This window comes from Pseudomonas persica, from assembly GCF_900291015.1.
Classification (GTDB): domain Bacteria; phylum Pseudomonadota; class Gammaproteobacteria; order Pseudomonadales; family Pseudomonadaceae; genus Aquipseudomonas.
In genome coordinates this window covers 188,490-210,289 of record NZ_OLKL01000018.1, presented here as the reverse complement: position 1 = coordinate 210,289, position 21,800 = coordinate 188,490, and the positions used below count along the sequence as shown (strand labels likewise).

General features: G+C 57.5%; 8 protein-coding genes. 4 read left to right on the top strand and 4 right to left on the bottom strand.

Annotated features, from left to right (window positions below; genetic code table 11):
* Window positions 1-71: 71 nt before the first annotated feature.
* From FQ664_RS09780 to FQ664_RS09765, 4 genes are all read right to left on the bottom strand, one after another.
* Window positions 72-2,024 carry a hypothetical protein gene (locus FQ664_RS09780; RefSeq protein ID WP_144171745.1) on the bottom strand — a complete coding sequence of 651 codons (1,953 nt, stop codon included), beginning with the start codon at window positions 2,022-2,024 and terminating at the stop codon, window positions 72-74.
* Between the two features lie 378 nt (window positions 2,025-2,402).
* Window positions 2,403-6,341: an RHS repeat domain-containing protein gene (locus FQ664_RS09775; RefSeq protein ID WP_144171744.1), complete on the bottom strand. Its 3,939-nt coding sequence runs from the start codon at window positions 6,339-6,341 to the stop codon at window positions 2,403-2,405.
* A gap of 26 nt (window positions 6,342-6,367) precedes the next feature.
* A complete protein-coding gene (locus tag FQ664_RS09770; protein WP_144171743.1) occupies window positions 6,368-9,361 on the bottom strand; it encodes a hypothetical protein in 2,994 nt (997 codons plus the stop codon).
* A 164-nt stretch (window positions 9,362-9,525) separates the two neighbouring features.
* Complete coding sequence (locus tag FQ664_RS09765; protein WP_144171742.1) at window positions 9,526-11,337, bottom strand: hypothetical protein; 1,812 nt, start codon at window positions 11,335-11,337, stop codon at window positions 9,526-9,528.
* 247 nt (window positions 11,338-11,584) lie between these two features.
* Between FQ664_RS09765 and FQ664_RS09760 the strand changes: the two genes are divergently transcribed.
* From FQ664_RS09760 to FQ664_RS09745, 4 genes are all read left to right on the top strand, one after another.
* Window positions 11,585-12,808, top strand: a complete 1,224-nt coding sequence (locus tag FQ664_RS09760) for a hypothetical protein (protein ID WP_144171741.1) — start codon at window positions 11,585-11,587, stop codon at window positions 12,806-12,808.
* Entirely contained in the window at window positions 12,805-17,874 is a 5,070-nt protein-coding gene (locus FQ664_RS09755) for an RHS repeat-associated core domain-containing protein (protein ID WP_144171740.1), read from the top strand. The genes FQ664_RS09760 and FQ664_RS09755 overlap by 4 nt, the downstream gene beginning before the upstream one ends.
* A gap of 256 nt (window positions 17,875-18,130) precedes the next feature.
* Entirely contained in the window at window positions 18,131-20,656 is a 2,526-nt protein-coding gene (locus FQ664_RS09750) for a fimbria/pilus outer membrane usher protein (RefSeq protein ID WP_144171739.1), read from the top strand.
* On the top strand, window positions 20,653-21,735 hold the full coding sequence (locus FQ664_RS09745) for a fimbrial protein (RefSeq protein ID WP_144171738.1): 1,083 nt from the start codon (window positions 20,653-20,655) through the stop codon (window positions 21,733-21,735). The genes FQ664_RS09750 and FQ664_RS09745 overlap by 4 nt, the downstream gene beginning before the upstream one ends.
* The last annotated feature ends 65 nt before the right edge of the window (window positions 21,736-21,800 follow it).

Below are 21,800 nucleotides of genomic sequence, written 5' to 3'. Positions count from 1 at the left end.
CGTGTAGGAAAAGTCCGACGATTGATGCGACTTTTCAACAAGCCTCGCCCAACATGCTGTATCACCGATACTCAAGGGCGAACGAGAGGGCACGCCGTGCCAAAGTTGTGCATTGATACCACTGCCACAGCAGGATCGGATGGGACAGGTTTACCATTACGCTCAAATGTGTAAATGAAGGTCGCCAGTCCGTCATAAGTAACTGCCTGATCGAATTCGAAAATCGGCTTCAGGCCATCGGCGTAAGGAATTCGCCAAACGAATCCACTCGGCGGGTTGTCCGCATCCAACTCAATAGTTTTCTCGAACTTGGCATCGGGTATATCGACCCCGCCGGGAGACGTTCCCTGCGTCGCCGACCAGGTCAATGTCAATTCATCACCTGCTGCCAACCACTTGCTCAAGTCAGGAATCTGAATACGTACATCAGGAGTAGTATCAGTTGGATCCGCCGGGTCAAACAAAGAATTGCAGTTCAGCCACAGGCGCCCTCCGCTAGGAAACCCGTCTTTGATCTGCGCCGCTTCAGGGTGTAGAACAATAGCCTCCACCACAATTGGCTGAGGTCTGGAAACAGCCTTGTTCGGCACGCCTTTGCGGCTGACTTCGTAGTGCGCAAACCGGTCACCATTATCGTGCCGAAGAATGTACTCCCACAGAATGGTCGCTGGGATTTCTTTGCCGAGGTCGGCCGCCTTAAGAACGTAATCTGCCTCGGCAACATGCTCATCGGTGTAGTAAAACTCGACCAGATCACCTTCCTTGAATGCAGCGTCGATTGTTACTTTCAACACGGCATCGGCCAGCTCGTCATTCTCGGTCAGGCGATTTTTCAGGTTGTCGTTACCGCCATAAACATCCGGCAAGGCCATGTTCGGGTTCACAGGCGCCGGCCATGTCGGATCCGGGTCAGGCACAGGGCCAATGCGCTCAAGGTTGACGTTGAACGAGTCCTTTTCGCCGCCCATTGGGTAATCACCGCGGCGCACTTCATATGCTACTTCGACCGGTTTCACTCCGGTAGAGCCTTTTCCATAAATGTCCAGGACAACGGCGGCAGGAATGGCCAGCTTGACCGGGAACGTGCCAACCGCCCGCTCCTCGAAAGTATGCGTGCCCCACTTGATCGTGATCAGGTCAGTCGCTTTGAAATGCAGATAGGCGCTGATTTCCACTGTAATGCCGTTGAACACGGCATCCTGATCCACCACACCGCCGTTCATGCCCACGACCACGGGCTTCTTGAAGTCCCCCGGGGTAGGCAACCCCCCAAGTGCCACCGCAACTCGCGTGGGTACCGATATGGAACTCACATTACCGGCAATGTCCTGCAGAAGGTAGGCAATATGGATGCCTCCATCCCCTGCATCCCGAATGACCTTCTCAGGCACCGGTATCGACAGTGGCACTGCAGTGACAGTCGTGAAGCCGTCAGGCACCAGGTCGCCCGGGTCGCTGGGCACTTCCTTGCGCCAGATCCACGCCACGGTGTCTCTGGCATCCCAATCCGGATAGGTGGGCAACGTGAGCTGAACCGCACCAATGTTGGCGTCCAGCACGGCGGCAATAGCCGGGAATGCCGTTGGTATTTGACTTGGATAAGGAGCAACACGATCGAAGATCAAGCTTAATGGGGGGAAATCTACAGGAAAAGGGTTATTGTAAGGGATGACCCTGATGAAAAAATCATGTTTACCTTCACCCCATTTTTTCACTTTTTCCTTGTCCAGCTTCACCGAGAAAGGAAAAACACTATCTCTATCATAGTGACCGCTGTGCAGTTCCTCCTCGATCCCACCCTCTGGCAGATGATACAGCCACATCTGGTCAAACTCTCCCACACTGGGATCACCTGCGGCATTCCAGTTTTCGATAGTCAAGTCAATCTCGACAGTATCGTCGGTCAATGCCTTGCTAAACATCGTATTGTCGGCTGGGTCAGCCAACAGGGCCGGGTCGATCTTGGGTGCGACAGGCGCAAGAACAGTATTTTCGTCTGCCGGTAAATATTTTTCGTCTTTCATCTTGGCCTCTCAACGAAACATGGACTGTAGGGAACAGATACATGCTTATTGAAATTCAAAGCCAAAGCCCCACACAACTGGCAAATTTGTCAGTTGCCAGCGAGCTCATTGTATAGTCTGCACGTCGGCTGAAACACTAAAAATCCCGCGCTTGCGTCAGGTGTTCAATCAAGCAATTGAGGCCGCCTTGCGCCCCTTCGCGGGCAAGCCCGCTCCCACAACTACGGTGCAAACCTCAAGGAATGCACAATCCTGTGGGAGCGGGCTTGCCCGCGAAGGGGCGCAAGGCGGCCCCAAGCGATGTCGCAGCAGACTCAAGTGAACAGCGTTACGCACTAGCGCGGGCTTTCAGCGGGTACCAATGCTACAAGCACAAGATCAACTCTGCCCACTCAAACGATCAACACCATCATAGTAATAGTTCGAGGTAACGCCTGCCTTGACGACTGACCTCAGCCGACCGGTGGCGTCATAATCCATTTCCATACCCTCACCATCATCCTCAAGGTTGCCGTCGTCGTCATAGCGCAACTTCGCCTCGGGCGCATACCCCTCGTAGCTATTGGTTATTCTGCTGAGCTGCGCAGGATCTTCATGCTCGAAGAAGTACTCCGCCACGTTTTCACCTGGTTGCTCAGTGTCTTTATCTGTCAGTTCGGTGATCACCAGAATAATGTTGTCGAGGGCGTCAAATTCGAACGCCTGAGCACGAATCACATGCCCTTGCGGGTCAACCGGAGACAGTGTTCCGCTGCATTTATAGTCATACAGGCGACCCCGGCTATCGTAGGCATAAGCCTCATGCCGCAACCAACTCTCCTGGGTCGGATCCGCTATTACATTCGAACGATAGGGCGTGTGCCTGGCATAAATGTCCCGCAACAGTTTACTGGCTTGTTCAGTCACCGCAGGCTTATGCAGATTGCCGCGTACATGATTGGCATAGGCTTCGGCCTGGCGCAGCATCTTGTCGTCCGGTTCACCCGACCACAGCGTTTTCAGCTCGATGCGGTCACATTCATCATAGTCCTGGGTCAACGTCTGAATTTCACCTTTCATATCGAAGCGGCGAAGCCATTCACGATCGAACTCGTCATACGCCAACTGGGTAATCAGGTAGTTATCACCATCACGGGTCTCAATCTTCGCTGTTCTGCCCAGCTTGTCGTACTCGAACATCGCCACTGTCGAGCCCAGGGTAGTCTGTTGCAGGCGCCCGGCATCGTCATACTGATAGCTCTGCACCTGGCCCAGTACATCGGTGTAGCTGAGCATACGTTCGCGATAGCTGAAGTCATACGTCATTTCGAACGTTTCGGTGCCCTCGATGCGCTTCTCCCGTTTTATCTGCCCGGTACTGAAATAGTCCCGTTCCAGGGTTTGCCCATCTTCCGTGCAGCGTATCAACCGGGCATTCTTCGGGTCATAGGTGTAGTCAGCGGTGAACCGGCCGGATGCCCGCTTGAGCGGCTCCTCACCCAACACCGGGTTATATTCATACTCGACCCATTGCCTGGAAGGCGTTAACACTTTCTCTGGTCGACTATGCCCAGGCTTGTAGTACAGGGTGCGCTCTCGACCGCCAGTGACAGACCGGTAAAGCCGCTTCAGGCCATCGAACGCTTGCGTGCCCAGCACAATGCCATCGACATCGATGCTTTCCGGAAGGTCGCCACTATCGAAAGTGGCGTAGCGGCGGGTTACCACTGACCCATCGGGGAGCGTTTGTGTGAGCAACCGGCCAAAGGTGTCGTACGTACTCAGCGTGGTGGACTTGTCGGCAGCCACTTCCCGGGCCACACGGCCCAGGCCATCGTAATGACAGGTGTGCAGGCTGTAGGCAACGCTATCGTCGTTTTTCTTGAAGCGCCTGACGTGGGTGGCCTGGTCGAAGCGGTTGAGCCAGGTCTCGGTCACGCCGCTTGCAACAGTGCCATCCGCCGACTCGCGCCAGCTACGCCTGATGGGCATTCTGGCCGATGCTTCGGTGCCAACCGGGTCTGTCACCTCGAAATGGCAGATGCCGTCCGGCCCCCTTTGCCATGCTTGCTGACCCCAGTCGTCGTAGCCGTAGGTTGTCTGCAGCGTCAGGTCCACCGCTTGATGGATACCCGGCCCGGCAACCACATCGGCCATCCAGTCATACTCGGTTTCCTCAGCAAGCTGACCATAAGCGTTATAGGTGGCTGAGTAGCTCTTGCGATACTGCTGGCGCCGCCAGACTTCGACACTGTCGGCCTCCATACGCTGTTCTTCGTATACACGGCCCAGGCCGTCGAGCAGGGTGCGGGTGGTCACGCCCTTGACATCGGTCGAAGTTTGCACCGCCGGGTTGTCACCCACAGCCAGCACGTAGCTGTACTTGCGGGAAGCCTGGTAAAGCGGGTCGTTTGGCGCAACCGTCTCGACAGTTACACGGCCCAGCAGATCATAGGCGTAGGCAATTTCCACATCGTTGTCATCGCGATTGAGCAACGGCTCTGCGGTCAACGCCGAGTGCTTCAGGGCAAAGGTTTTCTGCACATTGCGAACGGTTCCGTCTTCCAGCACCTGCTCATGATCGAACCCCGTCACTACTTGAGTGACGACCAAGGCGGGATGGTTTTCCACCACCTCTGTCGTGTAACTGTACGAGGTGGTCGTAGGCTTTGCGTCCATGGTCATGATCGTCTCAGCCGGCCGTCCATAACTCAACAAGTCTTCCTGGGACTCATGGTAATGGGTGATCGCCTGGCTCAGCGGCACCTTCGCCTCACCCGCCATGACGAAGGCTTGCTCTTCTTTCAATACGAGCCACGGCTTGGCAACAGGGTCGGGGGTGCCCTCAGGCAGAGGAACCGGATCAAGAGCCTTGTACACGAACTCGGTCCGCTCGGTCGCGGCTGCCCCCTCACCTGCTGGCGACGGCTTGATGGTCTGGCTCTTGCGCCAGCGCACGAAACCCTGCGGGTCGGCCGGGCACTTGCCGGGCTCTCCGCCTGCAGGGAAGTATTCGTACAGCGTCTCGACGCCCGTGGCCGCAACTTCGCTGACCAGGTTGCCGAACAAATCATACGTGGTGGCGTGTTCGGCCTGGCCGATTAACCCACTGTTCGCTTTTTGCCACTTCTGGGTCGAAAGCCGCTGCAACTGGAAGTGCGCAGGTTGCTTGGCGAATGGCTCCGCCGAATTGCCGGGGTAATCGGTAACCGTGGTAATGACGCAATCGCCCTGAACTTGTTTTTCCTCGACCATACGATGGAAGCGGTCGAAGGTTCTCAGCACGGTGCGGTCCGCTTGGCCAAGGCAGCGCTCGGTGGTTTTACTCCAGTAGGAATAGTTGGCGTCGGTCACATCGTAGAGGTTATCGCGGCCATTGTTGTTCCAGACAACAGAGCTGCCATTACCCACGAAGTTGGTCGAGGAGTAATCATACTCGATAACCTGTTCGGCCTGGCCGAACCCCGAAATGATGCGGTGACGCTTGACCCGCGGCACGTACTGCGCGACGCCTGGCAGTTTGTGGCCTGGATCACCGTCTACGCCATATTCGATATGTTCCAGCGCACCGGTCGGTCTGCGCACCCGGCTCACACAGGTTTGCCCGTGCACCTGTTGATAATCGAACTCCCAATAAGCCTCTTCATTGGTGGGCAGGTGCACACGCTTGAGCTGCCGCCCGTTGAACTTGAGGGTATAACTGGCTCGCACACCAGGTTGATCGGGGTACAAGGTGATGATCATATCGCCCGGGTACTCGATCAACAGCAGGCGACGCCGCTGTTGCCCACCTATCCCGGAATCATGCACTTCACTCAGGCAAGGGTTACCTGGCAATTGCGGGTTGTCACGGTAGGTAAATTCCAGCCAGCGCTTTGAATCGGAGTAAATCGTTGTGGGTAGCGCCAGTTTTTTTTGACCGATATCTATAAACTTCAAAACTTCTGTCAACTGAGCAGCTTTATGCTCGACTCGAAACGCCTCATCGCCATCCTTGTGAAAATGAAAAGTATCCAGTTTTTTCTCACTGATACTTTCGACACCATCCACCGTGAAACGCTCGCCGGTGTACAACGATAGCGCACTCCCTCCCTCAGGGTAAGCATGCTCGATGAAGCTGCTGAGGTTGATATCCCAGCCTTGCCCATAGCCGAAGTCACCTGCGCCCATCGAGCTGTAGGTAAGGCTTAGCGGGAATTCTGCCCCACCCAGATAATCACCGCGCAAGACAGGCAATACAATACTCAGGCCATACTGGCCGGTACGCGGATCAACACGGTTACTAATGAAACTGGAGAAGTTGAAAGCACCCGAATGCAGCGCCGTTTTGCCGGACATACTGATTCACCTCAAGAATACCAATATTAACGGACCGAGAAAGACAGCTTGTCGCGGCTCCCCTTCACCCCACTGGCAAGGTGGAAATCAACCTTGAGCCGATGCCAATTGCCGAATTGATCCATCAGACGGAACAATAATGGCCTTTCCAGTGGTGCCCGCCATTTCTTGTCTTCGTCTTGCTCACTGTCATAAATGAGCGGCAGGTTCGATACCCGATGGAGAGCAAAACACACATCGCCCCGCCCAGGCCTGGCGTTCTCAACCAGCTCAGTATCCAGGAAGTCAGGGTCGGCGACCTGAGCCTTGACCAAAGCTTGCAACAGCCCGTCATGTACCAGGTACTTTTCCGGATCTTCCGGGTTTTCGGCACTGTGGAAAGCGTGCATAACCGCGGGTTTCAATGGGGTGAACGCAAAGCTGGTGAAACTGCAATACTTTTCTTTGCGCTGATTGGACTCCCAACGGATCATCGATACCTTGCTGTCGTCTTCAAATTTCAGCCTGAGAAAACTCAGCGTCTTGAATTCATCGCTCTTCGCCCCCGCCAGTATCCAATAGTCGGTGGTGTCATCGGTCTTGTCGAAATCTTCGGTGTTCTCGCCTTCCCAACCCTTGACCGGGATACGCTTGAATGTATAGGCATCCTCAGTGTATTTAACTGGCGGCGCCTCACTGGCGACCCTTACTTTCGAAGTACCATCATTATAGCTAGTGGACTTGTAAGGAACATTATCGTCACCCGTGAACTGAGCCCCCACGAACAGGGTACCGACACTGTTGGTCAACAAGAACAAATGCCTGGTTCGAGTACTGGCGTCCATGGCCAACGTTTCACCCTGCGTGGCCCCTGCCCGTGTGCCTACCCGATTACGGTCTTTGTGCACTGCCCAGGTTCCGGGCTTCGATGGGTCATCAGGTTCCAACCCTTCTTCACCGGCAGGGACGAACTCGATCACCTTTCCGCCTTCAGTATTGAACAACTTGAGGCTGGCCAGTTCTGTGTCGCTGATCGGCGGCGAAACCCCCGCCCCATTAATTTTTGTCTTGATGGTTATCAGCACTTCAATTTGTTGCATACCGTTGGCGAAACACACGCCAGGGCTAAGCAGTTCGATGCTGAAAACGCTAAGATCATCCCAGCCACTGATCGCCGGGCGGGCCTGTACGACCGGGCGGTGCTCGATGATTGCGTAGCCGCTATCCATGTCATTCCAATCAGCCATGACCACAGTAACAGGCGATTTGGCTGCCAGGGGTGGGGTATAGAGCCCGTCCTGGCCTATTTCGCCCTCGCCAAACAAATGCCATGTCAGGCCAGACGGTATGCCCTTGACGCTGAACGGCACCGTACTGTTCGGCTTGTAGTCCGATACATAAAACGGTTCGACAAAAAAACGTTGCGGCCAGGTCACGATCACGACTGTCGCCTCTGCAAATGCGTGTGAGCGGGTGTCCGTGACCCGAATGACCTGCAACAGGATTTCAGGTTTACCCTCGCCGATGACTGCCGGGGTAAACCTGGCCTGCCCATTGCCCAGATCCTTGAGTTCTCCCAGATCGCCCGCGTAAGCCCCGGCAAGATCGCGTTTCTCAGGGTTGGTGGCCCGCTCCGGCCCTCGCGAAGTACGAAGCGTTGGCGTATTGACCTTTTCCCAGCGCAGGGTACCGCCATCCACGCTCGAGGCGGAAAGCTCGATCGGCACGCCATTGGCGCCAGTGGTCATTACCCGTGGGGTAATCTGTACCGGCCGCACATGCTCGATCACCAGCGCAGCACGTTGCTGCTCGCCGCCACTGCCATCGGCATAGTGCCCCGTCACCAAGGAGATCTGGCTATCCGCCGTGAACGCGTCCGCATCGCGAGACGAATACACACCTGCAGCAGTGATGGTGCCGCTGGCAGCAGTGTTCTTGAGGTTTGTAGTTGTCCACGCCTTGACGGGCGTGCCGCCTTGGAGCTTGAACGGCAGGGTTGCTTTCGCCACGGTACGCTCGATACCTGGCTCGACCCGACAGGTACGTTCAGTGGGCGAGATGTGACCAAAACCGACCACATCGGCCGGTATGAACTTGTCGCCGTCACTGTACGTGTAGCGATGTGCATTGGGCATACGCACCGGCCTCAACACTTGGGTCAATGGCTCGGCGCGTTTCCCCTCGTTGACTGGGTCAAGCAACAAAGTGCATGAGTACTCGGTTCCTGCTGCCGCCGTACCAGGAAGCAGGAAAGGAAAATCCTGACCTGGTTGTGGCAGCGTGCCAGGCAGCAAATGCGAGCGTGTCTGCATCAGCAAGACCACGGCACCATCGCCTTCGCTGGCCGCCCTGTCCTTGAACGCCTTGTTGGTCTTGCCCGCCCAAGGCGCCATCTGGGTCAATACCTTGATGCCCATGGGCGACATCGACGCGTAGTCTTCACGATCGAACTGGGCCAGGATATAAACCTGACGATAGCCGGGTTGCTCAAGCCAATGGCTGAATACCGCCTTGCCAATCTGGCTCGAAGCGTAGGGGGTTGTACCGAGCTCACACTCCAGCGTATTCGGGTTGGCGTCGGAAAGCGCCAGTACCAACTGGGTATACTGCCCGCTCTCGCTCTGCTGCAACTTCAGTTCGACTTGCGCACTGACCGCAGACCCCATGGCCTCGTCCAGACTATCGGCGCGCAGCATAATCGGAGGGCTACCTGGCAGGTAGGCATGCTGCACATAATCACCTGAAAGAATATTCATGCGCACCGTCGTGACCGCCGAAAGCAACGTTGCCTCTTCGAATGAAAGCTGTGGCGGCCCAAACACCAGGTTGCGGAATTCGCCACGCAATTCGCCACCTTCATCCAGGTCGAACTGGCTGCTCATGGGCGCGATGAACGATTGCTCGGTGTACCCCTGCAGGAACTGGTCACGAAGCAACAGGTTGATGTGGCTTCGCGCCAGCGCGCCAATGGCGCTCCAGTCCCTCCTGACAGTGCCAGAGGCCAAGCGCTTCAGGATTTGTTCTTTAGTAAGGTCTGTCATGACCAAACCCTCGATTGAATGGTTAAATTAAGTGCCACATATTGATTGGCGTCGGAAAAAGGTATTAACCCCAATCTTGCTGATGACTTGGCGCCGGGTGCATGCCGAGGCTTGCCATGCACTCGAAAAATCGTCCTGAGTTCGCCCAGGAATAGTGCTGACTTTCACTTCCTGAGTACCAGATCCAACTTTGGAAAACCCCACCATTGAGCTCCGTCAAAACTGGCACTGGCCCAGACAGAGAACTTTTCACCTGACTTCAACTTGTCCAGTACTGCGTAGGAAAGTACTTCGCTTACCCCTGCCTCGACCTCCGCCTTGCTAACCGGCACGCTGTCCCGCAACGTTTCCATCAGCTGTTCGCCATCCGACGCCACACCGGACATGTGAATACTCAACGGCTGGTTTTCAGTTATGAAAACCCAGCGCGCCAACGTCAGCGTTGCACCACCTGGTACTAAGGCCAATTCTCCTGTAGCCGCTGCTTCCGGGCAGTCAATGCGTGTATATCTATGTTCTTCCAAGGGTGACACCAGCAGCTTCACCGACTTGCTGTCCCAGTAATCGCCTGTGTTGCTGTGAACGATCCGGTAAAACACTTCAAATCGCTTCGACGGTGTAGTGCCCATATTGGCCGCGACATAATCGGCCGGTACGTTGAATACCCGCGGGCCTTCCCCATCCGGGGTACCAATGACTACCCGGCCAGCGTTCGGCTCGCCGTACCAATGCACTTCAAAGTGCTCACCGTCGCGAAGGTCAGCTTCGGCGGGAATGATGACGTATGCACCACTTCTCCTGATATCGTAGGCGTCGATATTGAACTCATCTGCCTCCGTCGCCTGCTGACTGCCCCTGACTGTGGGCATGGGGGGGGTTACGCGCGGCCTGGTAACGTTCAGCGACAATACTTTTGAGGTCAGCGAGCGACCTTCACGGCCATACTGGTAAAACACCTGCACCGCACCCAAACTGGCAACTAACCATTTATGCTCAATGCGCAGGACGAACTGCTTTGCCACCAGACTGCTTTGGTCCAGACGGAAAACTTGTACATGCGTCTCACCCGACGCCAACACCCAGGCCAGCATCATGTAATCACCTACAGCACGCTGCGGATAGGCATCAATGACGACAGGCAGGCCATTGGCATAATTGCCAGGGTCAATCTCGTCACTACCGCCATTTTCCACACGAGGGGCTGGCAGTAGTGTCCCCGTGTCGATAACGTCACGGATCATGAACTTCTGGGTCCGCGAGGGCTCGAGCTCTATGCCGTCCTTGAGTTTTATCTTGTAACTAACTTGCAGGTACCCGCCTGCATCGACAGTATTCAATTGGGCCTTGGGGATTTGCCATTCGAGCGGTTCTCCCTCAAACTTTTGCTGGCTGATCAATTGCGTTACGAACGGAGATAACTCGCTACCACTGCTTCTGAAGCGCCGCACCGTCAGCTCAACCTTGTCACCTTCCTGAATGGCTTGATAAGCTGCCGTCACCACCTTGACATGCTGCTGTACCTCTGCCTTGACGATTTCCAGACCATGTGACTGCAATACCTGCACCACTGGCAGACGGCTGGCAGAACGCAAACCTACATAGCAGAACTGCCGCAGCGACTCGTCGCCTGCAGCACTATTGACTTGATAAGACAAGAACGCATACCCGCCGTGGGCAGCGCTCACCTGTTTATTGTCTAGCTCTACAATCACGTTAGCCGGGTCGATTACCGGTGTACCATCCCCTACCAGATCAAATGCAACCCCCTCTGCATCCAGGCCTCGCCAATTGCTAAGCACTACGTCACCAGGTTGCAGTTTTGCCCCTCGAATAAAAACTCTGAGATTGGCGCCACCCAATGCATCCACATCAACCTCAAGCTCTTGAGTCAACCCCTCGATAACTGGCTTTGGGTTACTTGAGTGTGGGCTCTTCTCCGGGCTGGCGATGGGGCTGTTATCAGCCTTCGAATTCATTGCTGTCACTCCGTATCAAGCGTTCCGGAATGAAGTTTTACGCCTGCCGGCTCATTTCCACTACTGGCAGAAATACTAGGTCGAGGCGTCCCGAGGTAATACGCAGCCATGCGGCTCCAGCGCTGTACCTGTCATTTCTGCCAGGTGCCAACCCTAGTCTTGTGTTTTAGCCTGAGCACACCCAGCCCACTCTTGCGAACACGTGCGGGCTGCCTCAGCAACTTCTTCAAACCGAAGGAATTCGACCATGACCCATACGCCAAGGCGAAGCCTGCCCCGCCTCGCCTCAACGAAAATATTGCTCCCGGTTTTTACACTTATATTTTTTGGCTTGCCTGCACCCCATGCCAACGCCGGAACCATTACGCTGGTCTCAGCGCCCATAGGCGACTATGGGGAACGTCGCTGCAGCGTGGACATTCCCCCTGCCGGAGCCGGCAAGACACTGAAACTTTCCCTGGCCGATAGAGGCGGTATCGGCCAGGGGAACTGCTATGACATGCAACCCTCTGAAATCCTCATGCAGGATATTCCGTCGGCCGCAGAAATTCTGCTGACCGACGACTGGTTATGCAACACGACACTGGACGGTAAGTTCTACACGCAGGATGACCCGGAAGATAACAAGAGCTTTGTCATCAGGCTGGAAACCACCCGCAATCCGTCACAACTTCCAGAAATCGGCATCGACCGACTGGTCGAATTCCAAACCGGCAAATACCTGGACTACACAAATGCCAATGGTGAAAAGCCGGTCGGGTTCAAACTGGCCGAAAAAACCAGCAATGGCGCGGGGCGCATCACGCGCAAACTCAGTTGCCTTGAAATAAAAATTTCGGATGACGATGAAGTACCAGAATTAAAAGCCGTAGCGCTAGGAAAAACCCAATCCTACACCGTGGTAGAAAACGATAGCGATTTCAAGTGCAGTGACAACTACGTCATAACTCACCGCTATCATAAGGGCGACGAAAATGCCCACACCGCATACACCTGCACCCAAGTCAAAGGCAACGGCACAGAAGCAATCCTGATGAAACAAAGCTTCACCTCCGCAAAAATTTCTGAATGCGGCAGGCGTAAACCCAATGGTGAGCATGAGGATCCACCGGATAAAAACTGCACAGAAGCCGTGACCTACAACAAAGATCAGGTAGACCCCATTTATTTCACCTGCCCGACCGACAGCGTCATGGTCGGACGAAAGCATGAGGGCGATGAGAACGGCTATACCACCTACACCTGCGCCGAGTTCTATAAAGACACAATAGATAATGACAAGAAGAACAGGATGATCGTAGAACCCGGTGAGTGGAAAGGCTGGGTTAAAGAATCCGATTCCAATTTCACCTGCGGCGTTGGCGAAGTCATGATCGGCCGCGCTCACAAGTCCGATGAAAACGGCCCAACCGGATACCGTTGCGGCACGCTGTACTACCCAATCGACGCCAAATCACAGGTGACCCCATGAGCAGCATGGCCGCGTACTCCAACGCCAACAACTTCGCGGTCAAAAACCGTGTCGATGAACGTACCGGGCAATATGGGCTGAGCATCGCAATCCCTGAACTGGTCGCCAATAGCGGTACAGGGCCCAATCTCGAGCTGGTCCTCGCTTACAACTCAATAGGTGCAGGCGATGTCGGTTACGGCGAAGGCTGGGACTTGAACCTTTCCCGCTTTGTCGAGCATGCCTACCCTGAAGGCGGGGGCGCCCTGTCACTCTCCACCGGTGAACAGTTCACCGTGGATGGCATCGACAGCATCAGCGAAAAGAAGCTCGATACCTTTCATTTCCACAAGGATGGTGACGGTCGCTTCCGCGTCGTACACCGCACCGGCGTGGTCGAAGTGCTCGAAAGCATGGGCGAAGGCAGACAGCGTGTGGCCTTGCCGACGCGAATCTACGCACCGAGCGGGCAATGGATCGAGCTGACGTATGCCAGCAACCCGATTGCGCCCGGCTGGTTCTGTTTGACTGACGTACGCGACGGCCATCCCGACGGCCCCGGCAAAGGCCGCCGGCTGCTGGAGGTGACATACGGCGGCGCTACCGTGTTCACCCGCTACCCGGACGCCGAGGATGTCCGGGCTAGCCACTTGTTCACATTCAAGGGGCGGCAACTGCAGTACGCCGTCATGCCCGACCAGACCCAGTGGGCGTTCGACTACCAGACCGTGCATGGGCAAACCTGTATAACCAGAGTGATCTGGCCAACAGGAGCGGTAGAACACGTGGAGTATGGCGTTGACGGTGACCCTGGCCATGCATTGCCGGGCACCGACAAGAAACTGCCACGCGTCAAGCGCCATCGCGTTCTGCCTGGGCACGGCCAGCCTGAAATGCGCACGGACTATGACTACTCCGTTGAAAACTACATGGGCAACGGCAGCGACATTACCTGGCGCAACAACGGCCGCGACAATTTGTACAACATCGTCGACCCAAGCTACAGCTATTGGTGCACGACTACCCAACGTTGTGCGGGCCAGGCCGACCGTATCGTCACGATCCAGTACGACCGTTTCCACCGCACCACCATGGAAACCCGCGTTCAGGGCAAGGAAGTGACCCGAACCCGAATGGACTATCATGGCGAACCGGGCGCCCCCTTCGACAAGCAGCCGACCATTTTCCTGATGGCCAGAACGGTCACGACTACCTGGGAACTGGTGGATGATGCCAATAAAAGACGCTCGGAAGTCATCACCACCGAATACGACGCCGACGGCAATCTCACCAAGGAAGTCAGAGCGGACGGCTCGTACACCGTGCTGGAATACTTCGACGCCAAAGGCGAAGCCGGCAAATGCCCAGCCGAGCCTAACGGCTTCAAGAAACAGGTGAAAAGCCAGACAGTCTACCCGAGTACGCTTGCCAAGGTTGTCCAAGGGGCGATTCCGATGCGCACGGATTTCACCTATAAAGCGCTGGATATTCTGGAAGGCCGTGCCGACCTGCCCGAACACGGCAAAATCGCCTCGACATGGCTGGCCATCGAGCAGGAAGTACTATCGGACACCTCCGACCCACAAGCCCTGCGCTCCCTCAGCACGGTCAAGCGTAGCTACCTCGACACCCCCGGCAATGCGCATTTGCATGGACGCATGAGCAAACGCGAAACCACGTTACATGGCGATCATGACGGGACGAACCTGGGCAAAGTGCTGGCCGACACCACCACCACGCTTGAGTGGAAGTTCAGCCACGACCGTCACCAGGCATTCGGCGATGTCCTGCAGACGACACAAACGACCACCGGGCACAACCTGAGCAGGAAGGTGTCGAAACAAAGCCGGCATCCGCTGACAGGCCAGGTGCTGGAAAACGTCGACATTCACCAGATGGTCACGCGCTTCAGCTATGACACGAGCAATCGGCTGACCAGCGAAACCTCCGCGCCGGACGATGCCGAACGACGCGCCACAGTCCACTACCGCTATAGGGTGTCGGCTGAGCAGAATTGCCAGGAAACCGAAAACAACCAGGGCGTGATCAGCCGCGTGTTGCTCGACGGCCTCAACCGCACTATCAAGGAAGAGCGGGTATGCGATGGGGTGGCTTCGCGCACCGGGCAAAAGCAGACGTATCAGACCTACTCGGCCGCGTACAACGCCTTCGGTCAATTGGAAACAGAAACGACCTACGACCACCTGCCCGACCGCACGCTGGCCTTGACCAGCCAGCATCGATACGACAATTGGGGCAACCGTTACGCCACCGTCCGCGCGGACCAGGTGACCGTATTCACCGAACAGTCCCCGTTCGGCAGCGAGGGGGATATCGTCACCTCCTGGGAGGAACACCCGGATCAACCTGGTGTGCGTAAAAACCAGAGCGTCACCACCTTCAACCGCTTCGACAAACCCGAGCACGTGCAAATGCTGGACGAGCAAGGCGTCGCGGCATCGACACGCACATACCGCTATGACGGCTTTGGGCGTAGCGTCGAAGAAACCTATACCTTCGGTGTACCGACAAGCGGCGAGCAAACAGCCCGTGCCGAACACAAGCGCACCACCGGTTACAAGTACGACGTCTGGGGGCGGATGACACGCACCGACCGCGCTGATCGCTCTGCGCTAAGCCGCAAGTTCGCCCAGCACAGTACCGATGAACTGGCCACCAGCATACTGGTGCATGCGCAGCCAGACGCTGAAGGACGTGCGGTATGCAACCGCGAGTTCGACGACATCGACCGCATGGTCTCGATGACCATTGGCCCATATCAGGAAACGCGGGAGTACGTCGACTCACGGATGCTGCCGGAAAAACGGGTCATGAAATCTGGCCGTACCTTCAGCTATGAATACGATCTGGCGGTCGGCACCTCGCCAACACGTATTACCGCAGGGAAAAACCAGAAACTTTCGCTGTACAAGTACAGCATGGCCTCGGCAGACATTACCGAAGCCGAAAACGAGCAGGGTAAACGCAACTACAGCTACACCGACCAGGGCTACCTGCTCAGTGAAAGCTGGGCAGACAAACAATCGGGCGACACCTACACGCGTAATTTCCTCACCTCGCTGCAAGGACGCCTGCTGGAGAACAACGACAGCGACAACAGCCGAAAGGTCCATGAATATGACGACCTCGGCAGGCTGAGTTCCATCACTCAGGGCGCGCTGCGGGCAGTGTTCACTTACAACAGTGCAGGCCTGTTGCATACGACACTGACCACCAGCAGCGCCGCGGCCACCCGCAAACAGCAACTGCTGTGCACGCAGGTTTATGACCATCGGGGCCGGGAAACTTCGCGCCTCCTCAAACTGAGCCACGTTGAAACCACCCCCGATAAGGGCGAGCTTGAAACCCTTATCGATGAGCGCACGCTCGAACAAGTGTGGCGCGACGATAACATGCTGCACCGTCGCACGCTGATCAAAGACGGTAAGCCGGTACTGACGGAAACCTTCGAATACGATGAGCGCGATCGCCTGTACAACCACAGGTGTGAAGGCAGCGTATTGCCGACCAATAGCAAGGGCCGTGCGATCATTAATCAGGCATTTGAATTTGATGACTACGACAACATCTACTTCTGCCTGACCGAGTTCGCAGATGATGAGATCGACGAAGCCTTCTACGAGTTCTTCGAAGATTCGCCCTTCCAGCTGAAAAGCGTAAGCCACACGCTGACAGCGGATTACCCGGCACTGGTGACGTTCACCAAGGACGATTACGACGCCGACGGCAACATGCTGAAGGACGAACAGGGCAACAGCCTGGTGTACGACGAGGATAGCGGCCAGCTGGCCAGCGCAACGGCCCCCGATGGCAAGGTCCTGGCCAGCTTCCGCTATGACGGCCACGGGCAGCTGCTGGGCGTGCGCCACGGCGCGCAGGGCGAGGAGCAACGGCGCTACGAGGGTTATCGCGTCAGCAGTACCCTGCGCGACGGCGTGCTTACCGAGTACCTGTATGGCGGCGAGGTACCGCTCGGGCTGCAACAGTCGGGCAAAGGCAACGAAACACGCCTGTACATGGCCAGCAACAACAACAGTGTAATCGCCGAATGCGCGGCCAATGACGAGGTGCATGAAGCGGCCTACAGTGCCTATGGCGAACTGCAGGAAGGCAAGCTGCTGGGCCTGCTGGGGTTCAATGCCGAAGCACGCGAGCAGGCGCTGGGCTGGTACCTGCTGGGGCGTGGTTACCGCGCCTACAATCCGGGCCTGATGCGCTTCCACAGCCCGGACAACATGGCCCCTGAAGTGGCGGGTATCAACCCTTACGTGTACTGCCTGGGCAACCCGGTGATGTGGCAGGACCCCACCGGGCATTACAGCCGCGGCTGGGGTTCGAACGATGATCCGAAGAAAGAGAAGCAGAAACGCGGTGCTGAATTCTGGCTGAACATTGGCGTGCTGGTGATGAACGTGGCGCTGACCGTCGGCTTTGCCGTGATCACGGCGGGTGCCGCCACCCCGCTGGTCATTGGCGTGCTGGCGGTAGGTGTAACCGCGACGCTCGCATCTGCGGCGACGCAGGTTGCCGCCGAGTTCGTCAAAGACCCGGAAAAGAAAAAGAAACTTGGCATCGCATCCTTGTCACTGTCGCTTGCCGGTACATTGGCATTGACGGCAGGGATGGTCAAAGGCGGCATGAATAAGGCGAAGGCGGCCAGGAAAGAAAGGCTTACTGCGGCGAACGGTGGTGGGGATGGTGATAGCGAAACCCTGCGGCGCAACAGTACACACAGCAAGTCCGCACAAACGGATCCTGTCGATTCAACCATGCAGGATCAAGACATCGGTGAGCTCAATCAGAGTTCTCGTCGTACGAGTCTGCAAAGCAGTTCGCAATCTAAATCCCCCGAAATTCCGCCACCAGACTACAATGAAACACCAGCCCCTACTTTTAATTATGAGGGATGGGATAATATTGACACTCAAAACCGACCCGCCCCGCCTAGCGGTCGCTCATATAAAATAGAGGGCAAAACAATAACCATATATAGTCCAGAAGCAGGCTGGAAGACGAAAACCTTCCCAAACTATCGTGAAGCCAGCGCTGTTTTTGAGAAACTTTAGGACCAGTCGAGTAGCAACTAATTCGGTGATGCAGATTTTATCTGCATCACCGCCTTTCTTAATTACTTCATTTTCTCGTCAATCTGGCCACAACCCCGCCGATTTATCCCTTATTTCCCCAGACTAACCCTACAGCCCTCCCCCATCTTTCTCCTTATCCTCCCTCCCCACCAAGCGACCGCCTCGCCCTAGCCAAACACGCCTCGCTTGCCACCGCCTAACCGCCGTGCTCCACCGTCCAACCCAGGCATCCGTCATGCTCAAGCCCCACAAACGCCGGCAGGCGCTGTCACGCCTGCGCTTTCTGCCCCTCCCCGCGCTCGGCGCCAGCCTGCTGAGCCTGCACGCCGTGGCCGCCCCGCCCGATCTGCAGTTCGACCCCGGCTTCATCCGCCAAAGCCCGGGCCAACCCGCCGATGCCGGCGCCCTCGCCCTGCGCGCCCTGGCCGAACACCGGCCCCTCGCCGCTGGCCGCTACACCCTGGAGTTGTACGTCAACCTCAGCCCGCAGGGTAAACGGGAGATCATGCTCAACGAGAGCAGCGACGGCCATGCCCTGGTGCCCTGCCTGAACGCCGAACTGCTGGAAGAGGTCGGCGTGCGGGAACAGCACCTGGCCGTTAGCCAACCCGGCAACGAAGGCAACTGCATCGACCTTGCCACACAGCTGGCTGGCGCCAGTGCCGACCTGGATACCGGCAAGCTGCGCCTGAACCTGTCGATACCGCAGTCCTACCTGCGCCGCGACACCAGCGGCGCCATCGCCGAAAGCCACTGGGACGAAGGCATCAATGCCGCTTTCGTCAATTACCAGGCCTCGGCCCAGCACAGCAACCGGCGTGGCAGCGGCAGCCGCAATAGCCAGGACCTGTACCTGAACAGCGGCATCAACCTGTACGGCTGGCGCCTGCGCAGCCAGCAGGCCCTGCGCGAGAACCAGCAAGGCGAGCTGCGCTGGACACGCAGCAATACCTACGCCCAGCGCGACCTGCCGGCGCGCTGGGGCACCCTCACCGTCGGCGAAACCTTCACCCAGGGTGAGGTTTTTCGCAGCTTGCCGTTCAAGGGCGTGAAGCTGGCCTCCGACACCGGGATGCTGCCCGACACCCTGCAGAACTACGCCCCCGTGTTGCGCGGAGTGGCGCAAACCTACGCCAAGCTGGAGGTACTGCAGAACGGTTACCCGCTCTACTCCACCTTCGTCGCCCCCGGCCCGTACGAAATCGATGACCTGGCCGTTGGCACCAGCAGTGGCGAACTGGAAGTGGTGCTGACCGAGGCCGATGGCCAGGTGCGCCGCTTCATCCAGCCTTACTCGACCCTCAGCAACCTGATGCGCGCCGGCATGTGGCGCTACGACCTGGCCCTGGGCCGCTACCACGGCGCCGCTCAGGCCGACACACCAGCGCTGTGGCAAGCTGCGCTGGCCCGGGGCATCGGCTGGGACAGCACGCTGTACACCGGCATACTCGGTGGCGACTACTACCGCGCCGCCACCCTGGGCCTGGCGCGGGACTTCGGGGTACTCGACGCATTGTCGCTGGACGTCACGCAAGCCACCACCGACCTTGGCCCGGCGCAGGGGGAAGTGAAGGGCAACAGCCTCTCGGCCCGCTACGGCAAGGCCTTCGACAGCGGTACCAACTTGCGCTTTGCCGGTTACCGCTATTCCACCGTCGGCTACCGCGACTACGACGAGGCCGTCCTGCAGCGCAACGCCTCCAGCCTGTACCTGGGCAACCGCCGCAGCCGGGTGGAGGCGTCGGTGTACCAGCACTTCGGCAATGCTGGCTCGCTCAGCCTCACCCTGTCCCAGGACGACTACTGGCACAGCAGCCTGCAACGGCGCCAATATCAGCTGCAATACAACACGCAATTGCCGCACAACATCAGCCTCAACCTGTTTGCCTCGCAATCACTCTCTTCTTCGCGCAGCAACGACCGCATCATCGGCCTGGGCATCACCCTGCCCCTGGACTTCGCCCATGCCTCCAGCGCCACGTTCGACCTGCAACACAGCGCAGGCAAATACAGCGAACGCGCCAGCCTCAGCGGCCACTTCGACGAGCGGCGCCTGAACTACCGGGCCACACTGGCCAACGACGCCCAGCAAAGTGGCAGCCTGTCGCTGGCCTACCAGGGCCGCCACGCCAACTACGGCATGGGCTACAGCGAAGCCTCCGACTACCGCAGCCTGTCGCTGAGCGCCAACGGCGCCCTGCTGGCCCATGGCGGCGGCATGCTGCTGGCACCGTTCATAGGCGAAACCAACGCCGTGGTGCATGTGCCAGATATCGCCGGGATAGGGGTCAACCAGGCACAACAGGGTAGAACCAACCGCGACGGCTATATCCTGGCACCTTACATGCGCCCGTACCGGGCCAACCCCGTGGTGCTGCAACTGGACCAGCTCGACCCGGAAATCGAAATCGACAACGGCGCCACGCAGGTGGTGCCACGCCGCGGCGCCGTAGTACTGGCGGAATTCGAGGCGCGCCGGGTCAACCGCCTGGTGCTGACCCTGTTGCAGGCAGACGGCCGCCCCTTGCCGTTCGGCGCACAGGTCAGCGATGCCCAAGGCCAGGAACTGGCGGTGGTCGGCCAAGGCGGCCAGGCACTGGTGGCCACCCACCTTGAGAACCAGCAACTACTGGCCAGGTGGACCGCAGGCAATGAGCAGCAATGCAGCTTCGACATCACACCAGCCACCTTGCCGCTTGAACAAGGCTACCGCCTGCAGACCTTGCGCTGCCAAGCCCTCGCCGACAGGAACAACCAATGAAAACCTTCACTCGCCCGCGCCTGCGAACGGCCTTGCTGTTCGCCAGCCTGCCTTTCATTCCCCTGCAAGCCGCCTATGCCGCATCAGGCTGCGTCACCCAGAACGGTACTGGCCCCGCGCTGTTCACAGCAGATTTCACCAATGTATGGGTGCCAAGGGATCTGCCAGACGGTGAACCATTCGCCTCCCAAACCTTTGGCGCGCTGCTGGACCCAGCATCCACCCGCATCCAATGCACCAACTCCAATGATATAGTGCTGGAAGCACGCATCGATAAGACCGCACCATTCGTCCACAACCTGCCTATGCGGCTGGGCAATGGGCGCTTCGCCAACAGGGTCATCAGAACACGGATCGCAGGGGTTGGCGCGGTGATCGAGATGGGTTGGCCGTTCGCCGCCCAAGCCAACAACAATTTCGTATCGACCGGCAGCGACAATACCGTGCCTTACCACGGCACCAACAAGACCACCATGATCACCCCCCTGTTTATCGGCCCGATAAACATGACGGTCACGCTGTTCAAGACGGGCCCCATCGCGGCGGGGCCGATCCTGCTGGATGAAGAACTGGCCCATGGCAGCACCACGGGTGTACCTGACGCCTTTCGCCTGCGGGCAAGCGGCAATCTGCACCAGGCACAGTGCACGCTGAAAAGCGATGCCGTCAGTGCCGACCCAGTGGACCTGGGCAGCCACACAGTGGCGGACTTCCCGAGAAAGGGCAGCACCACAACCAGCATGCCCTTCCATATCACTTTGAGTGACTGCGAGGACGACCCCGCAGCAAGCACCGCCACCGCCTACATCTACCTGACAGGTACCGACGGCTCGGTGGCGCTCGACCCGAAGCTGGGCCTGTTCAGCCTGGGCAATGGTTCGACGGCGAAAGGCATCGGCATTCAGATAACCGATGACCTGGGTGTTCCTGTCCCCCTGCAGGAACACGTCTCGAGCAACAAAAAGCTCGAACTCCCTCTCACCCGCCTGCCCTACCGTGCACATTTCTACCAGACCGACGACCGGGTTACGCCTGGCCTGGCCAAAGGCGCGCTCGACTTCACCATCAGTTATCGCTGAGTACTGCAATGCCTGCGCAGCGGTGTTCGCGCAGGCATCGCCGGAAAATCAGCCATGCAAAAACG

Excerpts from the sequence above, each read along its gene's own strand:
- FQ664_RS09780 (WP_144171745.1), bottom strand. The coding sequence starts at position 2,024 with ATGAAAGACGAAAAATATTTACCGGCAGACGAAAATACTGTTCTTGCG.
- FQ664_RS09750 (WP_144171739.1), top strand. The coding sequence starts at position 18,131 with ATGCTCAAGCCCCACAAACGCCGGCAGGCGCTGTCACGCCTGCGCTTT.
- FQ664_RS09765 (WP_144171742.1), bottom strand. The coding sequence starts at position 11,337 with ATGAATTCGAAGGCTGATAACAGCCCCATCGCCAGCCCGGAGAAGAGC.
- FQ664_RS09760 (WP_144171741.1), top strand. The coding sequence starts at position 11,585 with ATGACCCATACGCCAAGGCGAAGCCTGCCCCGCCTCGCCTCAACGAAA.
- FQ664_RS09755 (WP_144171740.1), top strand. The coding sequence starts at position 12,805 with ATGAGCAGCATGGCCGCGTACTCCAACGCCAACAACTTCGCGGTCAAA.
- FQ664_RS09775 (WP_144171744.1), bottom strand. The coding sequence starts at position 6,341 with ATGTCCGGCAAAACGGCGCTGCATTCGGGTGCTTTCAACTTCTCCAGT.
- FQ664_RS09745 (WP_144171738.1), top strand. The coding sequence starts at position 20,653 with ATGAAAACCTTCACTCGCCCGCGCCTGCGAACGGCCTTGCTGTTCGCC.
- FQ664_RS09770 (WP_144171743.1), bottom strand. The coding sequence starts at position 9,361 with ATGACAGACCTTACTAAAGAACAAATCCTGAAGCGCTTGGCCTCTGGC.